The 12,265-nt window shown below is 72.3% G+C and carries 12 protein-coding genes; 7 read left to right on the top strand and 5 right to left on the bottom strand.

What is annotated here, in order from left to right; genetic code table 11:
• Nucleotides 1-24: 24 nt before the first annotated feature.
• Nucleotides 25-1,104, bottom strand: coding sequence for a substrate-binding domain-containing protein (locus K7854_RS06970; RefSeq protein ID WP_226025483.1), 1,080 nt, complete (start codon nucleotides 1,102-1,104; stop codon nucleotides 25-27).
• A 191-nt stretch (nucleotides 1,105-1,295) separates the two neighbouring features.
• Between K7854_RS06970 and K7854_RS06975 the strand changes: the two genes are divergently transcribed.
• Complete coding sequence (locus K7854_RS06975) at nucleotides 1,296-1,478, top strand: hypothetical protein (RefSeq protein WP_226025484.1); 183 nt, start codon at nucleotides 1,296-1,298, stop codon at nucleotides 1,476-1,478.
• Between the two features lie 107 nt (nucleotides 1,479-1,585).
• On the opposite strand, the gene K7854_RS06980 is transcribed toward K7854_RS06975, so the two are convergent.
• Together K7854_RS06980 and K7854_RS06985 are read right to left on the bottom strand one after the other, a co-directional pair.
• A complete protein-coding gene (locus K7854_RS06980) occupies nucleotides 1,586-2,008 on the bottom strand; it encodes an SCO4983 family protein (RefSeq protein ID WP_226025485.1) in 423 nt (140 codons plus the stop codon).
• Between the two features lie 110 nt (nucleotides 2,009-2,118).
• Nucleotides 2,119-3,330: a pyridoxal phosphate-dependent aminotransferase gene (locus K7854_RS06985; RefSeq protein ID WP_226025486.1), complete on the bottom strand. Its 1,212-nt coding sequence runs from the start codon at nucleotides 3,328-3,330 to the stop codon at nucleotides 2,119-2,121.
• 234 nt (nucleotides 3,331-3,564) lie between these two features.
• Here K7854_RS06985 and K7854_RS06990 point away from each other — a divergent pair, with 234 nt between their 5' ends.
• Entirely contained in the window at nucleotides 3,565-4,491 is a 927-nt protein-coding gene (locus tag K7854_RS06990; RefSeq protein WP_226025487.1) for a S1 family peptidase, read from the top strand.
• 49 nt (nucleotides 4,492-4,540) lie between these two features.
• Here the strand turns inward: K7854_RS06990 and K7854_RS06995 are convergent, their stop codons facing one another.
• The gene (locus K7854_RS06995) at nucleotides 4,541-6,151 is read right to left on the bottom strand and encodes an N-acyl-D-amino-acid deacylase family protein (protein ID WP_226025488.1); all 1,611 of its coding nucleotides are present in this window, start codon (nucleotides 6,149-6,151) and stop codon (nucleotides 4,541-4,543) included.
• Nucleotides 6,152-6,185: 34 nt separating this feature from the next.
• Nucleotides 6,186-7,487, bottom strand: coding sequence for an amino acid deaminase (locus tag K7854_RS07000; RefSeq protein ID WP_226025489.1), 1,302 nt, complete (start codon nucleotides 7,485-7,487; stop codon nucleotides 6,186-6,188).
• Between the two features lie 147 nt (nucleotides 7,488-7,634).
• Between K7854_RS07000 and K7854_RS07005 the strand changes: the two genes are divergently transcribed.
• The 5 genes from K7854_RS07005 to K7854_RS07025 all read left to right on the top strand — a co-directional run bounded on the left by K7854_RS07005 (nucleotide 7,635) and on the right by K7854_RS07025 (nucleotide 12,245).
• The gene (locus K7854_RS07005) at nucleotides 7,635-8,705 is read left to right on the top strand and encodes a sugar kinase (RefSeq protein ID WP_226025490.1); all 1,071 of its coding nucleotides are present in this window, start codon (nucleotides 7,635-7,637) and stop codon (nucleotides 8,703-8,705) included.
• Nucleotides 8,702-9,466, top strand: a complete 765-nt coding sequence (locus tag K7854_RS07010) for an IclR family transcriptional regulator (RefSeq protein WP_226025491.1) — start codon at nucleotides 8,702-8,704, stop codon at nucleotides 9,464-9,466. Before K7854_RS07005 ends, K7854_RS07010 begins: the two co-directional genes overlap by 4 nt.
• On the top strand, nucleotides 9,463-9,873 hold the full coding sequence (locus K7854_RS07015) for a RidA family protein (protein ID WP_226025492.1): 411 nt from the start codon (nucleotides 9,463-9,465) through the stop codon (nucleotides 9,871-9,873). The genes K7854_RS07010 and K7854_RS07015 overlap by 4 nt, the downstream gene beginning before the upstream one ends.
• 134 nt (nucleotides 9,874-10,007) lie before the next feature.
• Complete coding sequence (locus K7854_RS07020) at nucleotides 10,008-11,495, top strand: GntP family permease (protein ID WP_226025493.1); 1,488 nt, start codon at nucleotides 10,008-10,010, stop codon at nucleotides 11,493-11,495.
• A 102-nt stretch (nucleotides 11,496-11,597) separates the two neighbouring features.
• Nucleotides 11,598-12,245 carry a hypothetical protein gene (locus tag K7854_RS07025; RefSeq protein WP_226025494.1) on the top strand — a complete coding sequence of 216 codons (648 nt, stop codon included), beginning with the start codon at nucleotides 11,598-11,600 and terminating at the stop codon, nucleotides 12,243-12,245.
• Nucleotides 12,246-12,265: the final 20 nt, after the last annotated feature.

Here is a 12,265-nt window from a genome sequence, read left to right on the forward strand (position 1 = left end):
GGGCCGGCCGGTGGTCGCGGGCCGTCATCCGCGCGCCCCGACGGCCATCCGGCGCAGTACCCCGGACGTGGGCACCGGCGCCTGCCGGACGCCGGTCAGCCGCTGGTTGAGGTACGCGGTGTGGGCCTCGGTGGCCCGGGTGAACTCGGCGGACGCGCCCTGCGGCCGGAAGCCGTGCCGGACGGCCAGCTGCCGCAGCTTCGGGTCGGTCGAGAGGAGTTCACCGAGTTCCCGGCCGGTGTCGGTGAGCGGTACGACGGTGTGGTCGCTGGTGGCGGTGGTGTCCGGGTACAGGACGACCAGGTCCGAGACCGTGTCCCCGCCCTCCCCGAGCAGGGCGGCGACCTGTGACTCGTAGGCCAGCACCAGCGGTTCGCCGACGCCGCTGGTGAAGTCCCGGAACGTGGCGTCCGAGCTGGACTTCTGGGCGCCCTGCACCTGGACCAGCTTTCGCAGCAGGGGCGCCGTGCGGTCCAGGTCGGCGTCGCTCGACACCACGCGGTCGCCGTTGGCGACGTAGGAGGTCGCGGCCAGGTAGAGCGCGCCGGAGTTGGAGGTCTCCGGGTCGGTGGTCGCGATGTACAGGGTCCCGGTCAGCTCGGTGTGCCGGTCGGCGCCCTTGAGCTGCTGCCAGGTGCGGCCGGCGCGGGCCGCGTCGAGGTAGGCGTCCATCCTGAGGGTGCCGCCCCGGCTGCGGTCGAGGGTGACGAGCCCGTTCGCCGCGAGCACCGCCGCGGTGGAGCGGTGGGTCACCACGACCAGCGGCGAGTAGAAGGGCCGGGGCAGCGGCCCCCGGACGCCGTACTTGTCGGCGAGTTCGTCGGCCGGGGCCTGACTGGACGGGAAGGCGAGGTCGTAGCCCTTGAGGTCCAGCTCCTCCATGGCCCAGGACCCGGAGGTCTCGGCCCGCACGGTGTAGCCCTTGGCGGCGAGGGCCTTCACCACTTCGGGGTCGGCGAAGAACTGCGCCTTCTCCGACCCGATGACCATGCGCACGGTCTTCGTTGCCGCGCCCGTCTCCTCGTTGTCCCGGCCCGCGACGACGGCGGCCACCACGCCACCGATCAGCAGGACCGCGAGGACGATTCCAGCGATGCGTCTCACGCGGTGAGCGTGCTCCCGGAACCAGACGTTCCTGGCGGGTCCCGGTGAACGGGAGGTGACCGGCCGATACCGGTATGCAACGGGAACCGGCCACTCCGGGACCGCCGGTGGCGGCGGGCATGCGCGGCTCCCCGCGGGTACCCGGGGGGATCGGAACCGCGGAGAACAGGAAGAGGAAGGAGGGACCCGCCGTGGCAGACGGTGGTGACTTCTACTCGCGCGACCGGCCGCGGGAGCCCGATCCGCAGCTGGCGGAGGACCGGCCGCGCGGCGGCGGCCCGGAGGATCCGCACCGCCGGGGCAACTGGCCGGTGTGGGCGATCATCCTCGCGGTCGTCCTGGTCTTCGTCGTCCTGACGGTGATCCTCGGCTGACCGGCCGGCCGGTGCCGACCCGGCCGGGCGGTGGGGTGTGTGGCGCCCGGTCCGCGCGTCGCTGCGGGTGCGCGCGGACCGGGGCCGTAGAGGGGGCCCGGGAGGGCTCAGCCGGCCGCGAGCTCGCGCGGCTCCAGGGCCGCGGAGTGCGCGTCCATGCGCTCGGCGGTCAGGATCGCGACCGCCGTGTCGGCGCGGGAGGCGGCGACCACCAGGGCGCGGGCCGCCAGGGTGTGCGCCCGCCGGTGCAGCGCCGCCGGACACGGCTCCGGGCGGGTGGCGGCCACCTGCAGGCGGACCGGCGCCCGGCCTCCCCGCAGCCGGGCCACCTGCTCGGCGAGCCGGTCGGCGGCGGTGTCCAGACCGGGCTCGGGCGCCAGCGCGCGCAGCTCGTCCGTGACGGCGAGCAGGGCCGCGAGATGGCCGGCGAGCTGGATGTCCAGCTCCTCGTCCCGGGACCGGTGGGGGAAGTCCGTGGTGCTGCCGGCCATCGTGCTGTGGACCGACTTGCTGCGGATCGGCTCGTACATGGGATGGCCTCCTGAGTGCTTCAGGAAACCATCCTACATTAGATCCAATCTAAAGTTGACGGCGTTCGGGAAACTCCTCCAGTGAAGCCTCAGGGGGGCGCGGCCGCTGTTCAGGGCTGGCCGTACCCGTCCAGGAAGTTCCCGATCCGGGTCACCGCCTCGCGCAGGTCCACGGCCGTCGGCAGGGTCACCACCCGGAAGTGGTCGGGCTCGGGCCAGTTGAACCCGGTGCCCTGGACCACCATGATCTTCTCCTGGCGCAGCAGGTCCAGGACCATCTGCCGGTCGTCCTTGATCTTGAAGACCTTGGGGTCGAGCCGCGGGAAGAGGTAGAGCGCGCCCTTCGGCTTCACGCAGGTCACACCGGGAATGCTGGTCAGCGCCTCGTGCGCGGCGTCCCGCTGCTCGCGCAGCCGCCCGCCCGGCAGCACCAGCTCGTTGATGGTCTGCCGTCCGCTGAGCGCCGCGACCACGCCGTGCTGGCCCGGCATGTTGGCGCACAGCCGCATGTTCGCCAGGATCGTCAGGCCCTCGATGTAGGACTCGGCGTGCGCGCGGGGTCCGGAGATCGACATCCAGCCGACCCGGTAGCCGGCCACCCGGTACGCCTTCGACATGCCGTTGAAGGTGAGGGTCAGCAGGTCCGGGGCGATGGCGGCGGTCGGGGTGTGGGTGGCCTCGTCGTACAGGATCTTGTCGTAGATCTCGTCGGAGCAGACCAGCAGGTTGTGCCGGCGGGCGATGTCGGTCAGTGCGCGCACCATCGCCTCGTCGTAGACCGCGCCCGTCGGGTTGTTCGGGTTGATGATCACGAGCGCCTTGGTGCGGTCGGTGATCTTCCGCTCCAGGTCCGCGAGGTCGGGCATCCAGTCGGACTGCTCGTCGCAGCGGTAATGCACCGCCGTGCCGCCGGACAGCGAGACGGCGGCCGTCCACAGCGGGTAGTCCGGGGCCGGGACGAGCACCTCGTCGCCGTCGTCCAGCAGGCCCTGCATCGCCATCACGATCAGCTCGGAGACGCCGTTGCCGATGAAGACGTGCTCGACGTCCGTCTCGATGCCGAGGGTCTGGTTGTGCATGACGACCGCCCGGCGGGCCGCCAGCAGGCCCTTCGCGTCGCCGTAGCCGTGTGCCGTGGAGACGTTGCGGAGGATGTCCTCCAGGATCTCCGGCGGGCACTCGAAGCCGAAGGCGGCAGGGTTTCCGGTGTTCAGCTTCAGGATGCGGTGACCGGCCGCCTCCAGCCGCATCGCCTCCTCGAGCACCGGGCCCCGGATCTCGTAACAGACGTTGGCGAGCTTGGTCGACTGGATCACCTGCATGTCCGTGAGCTTACGACCCGGTTACGACCCATGGGCCGTGTTTTCCACCACGTGAGACGCGCCTGTCCGGGTGGCCCCGGCCGCCCGTGACGGTGCCCGGTGGGTCCGTTCGCGCCAACTGGCGGCCGGTTACCGGCCCTTGTCCGCACCCCTCTCTGTCGTGAGAATGCTCATGACAAAGCGGCGCCGCCCGGACGATCTCCGGCCGGTGCCCTCCAAAGAGGGGACCCCCACATGAACAAGCCTCTCCTTGCCGCGCTCGCCACCCTGGCCGTCACCGGGGTCGGCGTGGCACCGGCGGCCGCGGCTCCCGCGGCACCTGCGACCTCCGCCGCCCCTGCGGCCTCCGCCGCCCCTGCGGCCTCCGCCGCCCCTGCGGCCTCCGCGGCTCCCGCTGCTCCCGCGTCACCCGCGGCTCCCGCCGCCCGGGCCGTGTCCTTCGCCGGGACCGTCGCGCTCAGCAACTGCTCCGGCTCCCTGGTGCGCCTGCCCGCCTCCGAGGACGACGACCCGGCGCTGGTCATGTCCAACGGCCACTGTCTGGAGACCGGCTTCCCGGCGGCCGGCGAGGTCGTCGTGGACCAGCCCTCCAGCCGCACCTTCGGGCTGCTCAACGCCTCCGGCACCCGCGTCGGCACCCTGCGGGCGAGCAAGATCGCCTACGCGACGATGACCGACACGGACGTCTCGCTCTACCAGCTCACCAGCACGTACGCCCAGATCCGCGGCTCCTACGGGATCAGCCCGCTCACCCTGAACGACACCCGTCCCACGGCCGGCACCGCGATCACCGTCGTCTCCGGCTACTGGAAGCGCACCTACGCCTGCGCCGTCGACGGGTTCGCCTACCGCCTCAAGGAGGGGGAGTGGACCTGGAAGGACTCGGTCCGCTACACCTCCGCCTGCCAGACCATCGGCGGCACCTCCGGATCGCCGGTGGTCGACAACGCCACCGGCAAGGTCGTCGCCGTCAACAACACGGGCAACGAGGACGGCGGGCGCTGCACCGACAACAACCCCTGCGAGGTCGCCGAGGACGGCACCGTGACGGTCCGCGAGGGCATCAACTACGGCCAGCAGACCTACCAGATCCCCGCCTGCTTCGGCCTCGACAGCAAGCTCGACCTCGCGCGCAGCGGCTGCGTCCTGCCCAAGCCCTGACCACCGGGCCGGGGCCGGTCCGGCGGGTCCCGCCGCACCGGCCCCGCGCTCAGCGCGGAACCCGGCGCACCGACCGCCCCGCCAGTACGTCCGTGCGCCGCCCGTCCTCCATCACGAACCGCCCGTCGACCAGCACGTACGGGATGCCCGTCGGCAGCACCCGCGGGTCCTCGTAGGTGCTGCCGGCCGCGACCGTCGCCGGGTCGAAGAGCACCAGGTCGGCCCGGTACCCCTCGCGGACCAGGCCCCGGTCCGGCAGCCGCAGCCGGGCGGCCGCGCGCGAGGTGAGGTGGGCCACGCACTCCTCCAGGGAGAGCACGCCCAGCTCGCGCACGTAGTGGCCCAGGTAGTGCGGGAAGGTGCCGTAGGCGCGCGGGTGCGGCTTGGTGCCCTGGAGGATGCCGTCCGAGCCGCCGGTGTGGACGCGGTGCCGCATGATCGCGCGGACGTTCTCCTCGTGCCCGACGTGCTGGAGGATCGTCGGGGCCAGCCGGTCGGCCAGGAGCAGGTTGCGGGCCACCGTCCACGGGGTCTCGCCGCGCAGGGCGGCCGACTCCGCGACCGTGCGGCCGACGTACTCACCGAGCGCCGGGTCGCCCGTGCCGGAGATCTCGATCGTGTCCCACTCCATCGGCACGCCGTGGCAGCCGTCGGAGCCGGTCTCCTCGACGTGGTGGCGGATGCGCTCCGCGGTGTCGTCGTCCGACAGCCGCTTCATGATCTGCTCCGGGCCGCCCTCGCTCGCCCAGCTCGGCAGCATCGCCACGAGGGTGGTGCAGCCGGGGGTGTACGGGTAGGTGTCGAGCGTGATGTCGGCGCCGTCGGCCAGCGCCCCGTCGAGCAGCGCCAGCAGCTCGGGCGCCTTGCCCTTGTTGACGCCGAAGTTCATGGTGGCGTGCGCCAGGTGCAGCGGGCAGTCCGCCTCCCGGGTCAGCTGCACCATCTCCTGGTACGCCTGGAGCGCCCCGGCCCCGTAGGAGCGGTGGTGCGGGCAGTAGTAGCCGTCGTACGAGGCCACCACCCGGCACAGCTCGGTCAGCTCCGCGTCCTTGGCGTACATGCCCGGCGTGTACGTCAGCCCGGACGACATGCCGACCGCGCCCTGCTCCAGGCCCTCGGCGACCAGGCGCCGCATGTGCTCCAGCTCGCCCTCGGTCGCCTCCCGGTCGTCCCAGCCGACGGCGAGGGCGCGCACCGTGCCCTGCGGGATCAGGTAGGCGGCGTTGACCGCGATGCCGCGGTCGAGCCGGTCCAGGTACTCGCCGACCGAGCGCCAGTCGAAGTCGATGTCGTCGCCGGGGCCGTTCCACCCGGCGATCGCGCGGCGGACCTCGCCGAGGGTGCGGTCGTCGACCGGCGCGTACGACAGCCCGTCCTGGCCGATGACCTCCAGGGTGACGCCCTGCGCGGCCTTGGCGCTGTGATCGGGGTCCCGCAGCAGCGCCAGGTCGCTGTGGGCGTGCATGTCGATGAAGCCGGGCGACAGGACCAGGCCCTCGGCGTCCAGCTCACGGCGTGCCTTCGGGCGCTGGCAGCCGGCGGCCGCCGCCTCCTTGACGATGGAGACGATCCGGCCGCCGTCGACCACGACGTCCGCGCGGTACCCGTCCGCCCCGGAGCCGTCGACGACGTCCGCGTCCCTGATGACCAGCTCTTCCATGTCCGGCTCCCTTTCCCAGGTGTTCTCGGGCGTCCTAGAAGAACGTGCGGATGTAGTCGACGACCGTCCCGTCCGCCTCGGCGACCGGGATGAGCTGCCACTTGTCGAAGGACGTGCAGGGGTGCGACAGGCCCGCCCCGACCCAGTCGCCCACCTCCAGGTCCGCGTCCGGGGCGGTGCGCAGCCAGGCGTGCTGGTCGGACAGGCCGGTCACCGTGATGCCGGTCGCCGGGCGCTCCGGGCCGCCGTCCGAGGGGCGCACCACCTGGGCGAAGGGCAGGTGCAGGTCGTACGCCGCGTCCCGCTTGCCCGCGTTGGTGAACGCCTGCCCGGGGGAGGGGCGGGAGACGACCTGGCTCCACAGCCGGAAGGCGGGCTCCAGGGCGCCCTCCTCGGGGACCCGGTTGAAGGGGGTCAGCTCGCGGTAGTGGCCGTCGTCGTGGGAGACGTAAGCACCGGAGCGCAGCAGCTTCAGCACCGGCCGGGACAGCTCGGGCACCTCGGCGAACACGTCGGCCACCGCGTCGAACCAGGCGCTGCCGCCCGCGCTCAGCACGATCTCCGCCAGGCCGTCGAACCGCCCCGCCTTGTCGAAGTCGACGGCGAGCGCGACCAGCCGCCGCAGCCAGGCGTGCACGCGCTCCGGATCGGCGTCCGGCACCTCGCCCTCGTACCCGGCGACCCCGGCCAGCCGCAGCGTCCGCGTCCCGGCCACCGCGTCGGCGACCGCGGCGCACTCGGCCTCGGTGCGCACGCCGGTCCGGGCGCCCGCACCGGCGGCCAGCTCCACCACGACGTCCACCGGACGGGCGGCGCCCGCGTCCGTCAGGGCCGCGTCCATCAGCTGCACGCCGCGCACGGAGTCGACGTAGCAGACGAAGCGGAAGTCCGGGTCGGCGTCCAGCTGGGAGGAGATCCAGCGCAGGGCGGCGGCGTCGACCAGCTCGTTGGCCAGGAAGACCCGCTCGATGCCGAAGGCGCGCGCCACCCGCACCTGGTGCGGTACGGCGAGGGTGATGCCCCAGGCGCCGTGTTCGATCTGGCGGTGGAAGAGCTGCGGGGCCATGGAGGTCTTGCCGTGCGGCGCGAAGGCGAGGCCGTGCCGGGCGGAGTAGGTCTCCATCAGCTTCAGGTTGTGCTCCAGGCGCTCGGCGGACAGCGCGAGGACGGGGGTGGTGAAACCGCCGGTGAAGAGGTTGCGGCGCTGTCCGGCCAGCTCGGCGAGGGTCAGACCGTACGCGTCCGGAGGGAGGCCCTTGAAACGGTGGTCGACGTGCTCCTCGGCCAGTCTGGCGAGGGCTTCGCGGCCGTGCGGAGAGCCGGTGTCGAGGGCCATGGAGCCTCCCTGATCTGATGCGTCGCGAGTGTGTTGCAACACTTGCAACGACCGTTGCGTATATCGCTTACTGCTGTCTAACATCTCGGCGAACGCGGGGTCAACGGAGCAGCCGCCCGCCACACGCGACGAGGAGCCCCCACCATCGTGACCGCCATCGGACGCACCAGCACCGCCCCCGACGTCGTGGACGTCGTAGCGCTCGGCGAGTCCATGGTCACCTTCCTGCCCTCCCGCCCCGGGCGCCTCGCCGACGTCCCCTCCTTCGACCGGGCCATCGGCGGCGCCGAGTCCAACGTGGCTTGCGTGCTCGCCGCCGCCGGACACTCCGCGCGCTGGGCCGGCCGGGTCGGCGCCGACGGCTTCGGCGACCACCTCGTCGAGGCGATCGGCGCCTACGGCGTCGACGTCCGCGCCGTGCGCCGCGACCCCGCCCGCCCGACCGGCATCTACTTCCGCACCGCGGGCGACCGCGCCACCGACGCCCACGAGGTCGCGTACTACCGGGCGGGCTCGGCCGCCTCCGCGATGTCCGTCGACACCATGGACCTCGACGCGGTCCGCTCCGGCCGCGTCCTGCACCTGTCCGGCATCACGCCCGCGCTCTCCGCCGACTGCCTGGACCTGACGCGCGAGCTGACCGCCCGCCGCCCCGGCCGCCCCCTCGTCTCCTTCGACGTCAACCACCGCCCCGGCCTGTGGCGCGACGCCGGTCACGGCCACGGACCCGAGGTGCTCCTCGACCTGGCCCGCGGCGCCGACCTCGTCTTCGTCGGCGACGACGAGGCACGGGACGCCTGGGGTCTCGGCGGACCCGAGGCCGTCCGCGCCGCGCTGCCGGAACCGGAACTGCTCGTCGTCAAGCAGGGCGCCGACGGCGCCACCGCCTTCCACCGCACCGGCGGCGGCGCCGACGAGGTGACCTCCGTCCCCGCGCTCACCGTCGACGTCGTCGCCGCCGTCGGCGCGGGCGACGCCTTCGCCGCCGGGTTCCTCTCCGCCACCCTGCGCGACAAGCCCGTGCGCGAGCGCCTGCGCCACGGCCACCTGATGGCCGCCGCCGCCCTCACCGCCCCCGGCGACCTCGCCGCGCCGCCCGCCCGCGACCACGCCGACCGGCTGGCCGCCCTCGACGACGCCGCGTGGGGGAGACTGCGACTCGGCCCCGGCTGGACACACGCCGCGGAAGGGGCCGAGGAGGAGGTACGCACACCATGAGCCAGACCGTCGACCGCGCGCTGAGCATCCTGCCGCTGCTCGCCGAGGGCCCCGCCGACCTGGGCCGGGTCGCCGAGCGCCTGGGCGTGCACAAGTCCACGGCCCTGCGCCTGCTGCGCACCCTCCACGAACACGGCTTCGTCTACCGGCAGTCCGACCAGCGCTACCGCCTCGGCGCCCGGCTCATCTCCCTCGCCCAGGAGGCGATGGAGAACCTCGACGTCCGCGAGATCGCCCACCCCCACCTGGTCCGCCTCAACGAACAGGTCGGACACACCGTCCACCTCGCCGTCCACGAGGAGGACGAGGTCCTCTACATCGACAAGGTCGAGAGCCGCTACCCGGTCCGCATGTACTCGCGGATCGGCAAGCCCGTCGCCATCACCGTCGCCGCCGTCGCCAAGCTGCTGCTGGCCGACCTCCCCGAGAACGAGCGCCGGGCCGTGGCCGAGCAGCTCGACTACCCCATGTACACGGCCCGTTCGACACCGAACGCCGACGGGTTCCTCAAGGAACTCGCCAAGGTGCGCGAACAGGGCTGGGCCACCGACCTCGGTGGCCACGAGGAGTCCATCAACTGCGTCGCCGCGCCCATCCGGGGCGCCGACGGCCGGGTGGTCGCCGCGATGTCGGTCTCCGCGCCGAACGTCGTCGTCACCGCCGAGGAACTCCTCACCCTGCTCCCGCTGGTGCGCCGTACGGCGGACGCCATCAGCGGCGAGTACTCCGGCAGGACCCCAGTCAAGGAAGTCACCGCATGACCGACAAGATCGCTCTCACCCCCGCGACCCACACCGTCCCCCCGGCGAAGTTCTCCCACGGCGTGAAGAAGGGCAACATCCTCCAGGTCGCCGGCCAGGTCGGCTTCCTGCCCCACGAGGAGGGCAAGGCCCCCACCCCGGCCGGCCCGACCCTGCGCGAGCAGACCCTCCAGACCCTCGCCAACGTCAAGGCGATCCTGGAGGAGGGCGGCGCCTCCTGGGACGACGTGATGATGCTCCGCGTCTACCTCACCGACGTGGACCACTTCGCCGAGATGAACGAGATCTACAACGCCTACTTCGAGGAGCAGGGCCTCACCCAGCCGCCCGCCGCGCGCACCACGGTGTACGTCGGTCTGCCGGCCGGCCTCCTCATCGAGATCGACGCGCTCGCCGTCCTCGGCTGACCGTCCCTCCGTCCCTCCGTACCGCCTGTCTGACTGTCTGTCTGTGAACGGCACGGCGTCCCCCGCCCCCGGGGGCGCCGTGCCGCGCTCCACCCTGCCCGAAAGCTCCATGTACTTATCCAGAGGACCCCCGCATGTCCTATCCGTCCCTCCAGTTCGCCGCCGCCTCCGGCTCCGAGGCCCCGCCCCACACCGGTGGACTGCTCACCCTGATCGACGGCACGGCCGGCCTGCTGACCGTCGCCGCGATCGGCATCGCGCTGCTGCTCTTCCTCATCATCAAGGTGCGCCTGCAGCCCTTCGTCGCGCTGCTCGCCGTCTCCATAGCCGTCGGCCTGCTCGCCGGCCTGTCGGTGACCGAACTCTTCGGCACCGTCCAGAAGTCGGACGCCGTCTCGACCATCGAGTCCGGCATGGGCGGCATCCTCGGCCACGTCGCCATCATCATCGGCCTGGGCACCATGCTCGGCGCGATCCTCGAAGTCAGCGGCGGCGCACAGGTGCTGGCCGCACGGCTGCTCGGCCTGTTCGGGGAGAAGCGCGCCCCGCTCGCCATGGGCCTCACCGGTCTGATCTTCGGCATCCCGGTCTTCTTCGACGTGGGCATCTTCGTCCTCGCGCCCATCGTCTACGCCGCCGCCAAGCGCTCCGGCAAGTCGATCCTGCTCTACTGCCTGCCGCTGCTGGCCGGCCTGTCCATGACCCACGCCTTCCTGCCGCCGCACCCCGGCCCGGTGGCCGCCGCCGGGCTGCTGAACGTCAAGCTCGGCTGGATCATCCTCATGGGCATCGTCTGCGGCATCCCCGCCGTCCTCGCCGCCTGGGTGTTCTCCGCCTGGATCGGCCGCCGCATCTTCGTGCCGGTGCCGCAGGACATGGTCGAGGCGGCCGAGGAGGCCAAGCAGGCCGTCGTCGAGGAGCAGCGCAAGGCGGGCGTCGCGCCCACCGAGACCCCGGTCGCGCTCGGCACGGTCCTCGGCATCATCGGCACCCCGCTGGTCCTGATCCTCGCCGCGACCTTCTCCTCCATCGCCCTGGACCCTTCCACCCTCCGCTCGGTGATCGAGTTCTTCGGCAACCCGTTCGTCGCCCTGACCATCGCCCTGCTCCTCGCCTACTACCTGCTGGGCATCCGGCGCGGCTGGTCCCGCAAGTCCCTGGAGACCGTCTCGACGGCCTCGCTGAAGCCGGTCGGCAACATCCTGCTGGTGGTCGGCGCGGGCGGGGTCTTCGGCGCCGTCCTGAAGGCCAGCGGCGTCGCGCAGGCGCTCTCCGACACCTTCAACGACGTCGGCCTGCCGGTGATCGTCCTGTCCTACCTGATCTCCGTGGTGCTGCGGGTCGCCCAGGGCTCGGCGACGGTGGCCATCGTGACGACGGCGGGCATCGTGGCGCCGCTGCTCGCCGAGGGAGACCACTCGCAGGCGTTCGTCGCCCTGGTCATCATGGCCATCTCGGCCGGTTCCATCTTCGCCTCGCACGTCAACGACGGCGGCTTCTGGATGGTCGCCAAGTACTTCGGCATCAGCGAGCGGGACACGCTCAAGACGTGGACCGTGCTGGAGAGCGTGCTGTCGGTCGCCGGGTTCGTGGTGGCGGCGGTGGTGAGCCTGTTCGTGTAGGCGGCTCGTACGGGCGACTCGTGCGGGCGGCTCGTGTAGGCGTCTGATAACGAAGTTGGGGCTGGCTGTGTCCGGCACAGGATCGTCGACCATACTGCCCGCGTGGAGCAGCGCAGAGGATCGACGAGCCAGCCCCTGGAAGGCGCCGGATTCGACCCGGCATTCATCCCCGGGCTCACCGCACCCGTGTCCGGTGAGCCGGAGGACGTGAGACGCGACGCGGACGAGGCGGGCGAGGACGCCGACGCGGAGACCGAGGAGCCCTCGGAGTCCCCGGAGCCCGCGGAAGCCGGCGACCCGTCCGCCGAGGACGCCGACGAACCGGACGACGAGGCGCCGGTGGACGGCCCCGTCTTCGAGGCCGCCGACCGCCGCGCCAAGATCGTCGCGGACCACAGGGGCGTACGCCTGTCCCTCGACGACCAGGAGTGCGAGTTCCGCTGGGACGAGGTCGGGGCCGTCGAGACGGAGACCGGCCGCTTCGGCAAGCGGTTCACGGTCACGGTGCACACGCCGGACCGCCGCTGGTACCCGATCGAGATCGAGGCCTCGTCCCGGAGCCGCTTCGCGGAGTGGGAGTCGGCCCTGGACGAGGTCCTGGACGCGTACTTCGAGGACGGCGAGACGGAGTCCGAAACCGAAGCGGAGGCCGAAGAGCCGGCCGAAGATACGCCGGAGTCGCCGGAGTCGCCGGAGCCGGCGGACACGGCAGAGAAGGGCGCCGAGGAGGCCAAGGCCCGCGCGGAGTAAGCGCATCGGGTGAAGATGGG

The organism is Streptomyces hyderabadensis, assembly GCF_020404845.1.
Classification (GTDB): Bacteria; Actinomycetota; Actinomycetes; order Streptomycetales; family Streptomycetaceae; genus Streptomyces; species Streptomyces hyderabadensis.

What these genes read in the sequence shown, in the direction of transcription:
- K7854_RS07020 (WP_226025493.1), top strand. Translation starts at nt 10,008, where the DNA reads ATGTCCTATCCGTCCCTCCAGTTCGCCGCCGCCTCCGGCTCCGAGGCC.
- K7854_RS07015 (WP_226025492.1), top strand. Translation starts at nt 9,463, where the DNA reads ATGACCGACAAGATCGCTCTCACCCCCGCGACCCACACCGTCCCCCCG.
- K7854_RS07010 (WP_226025491.1), top strand. Translation starts at nt 8,702, where the DNA reads ATGAGCCAGACCGTCGACCGCGCGCTGAGCATCCTGCCGCTGCTCGCC.
- K7854_RS06980 (WP_226025485.1), bottom strand. Translation starts at nt 2,008, where the DNA reads ATGTACGAGCCGATCCGCAGCAAGTCGGTCCACAGCACGATGGCCGGC.
- K7854_RS06995 (WP_226025488.1), bottom strand. Translation starts at nt 6,151, where the DNA reads ATGGAAGAGCTGGTCATCAGGGACGCGGACGTCGTCGACGGCTCCGGG.
- K7854_RS06990 (WP_226025487.1), top strand. Translation starts at nt 3,565, where the DNA reads ATGAACAAGCCTCTCCTTGCCGCGCTCGCCACCCTGGCCGTCACCGGG.
- K7854_RS06985 (WP_226025486.1), bottom strand. Translation starts at nt 3,330, where the DNA reads ATGCAGGTGATCCAGTCGACCAAGCTCGCCAACGTCTGTTACGAGATC.
- K7854_RS07000 (WP_226025489.1), bottom strand. Translation starts at nt 7,487, where the DNA reads ATGGCCCTCGACACCGGCTCTCCGCACGGCCGCGAAGCCCTCGCCAGA.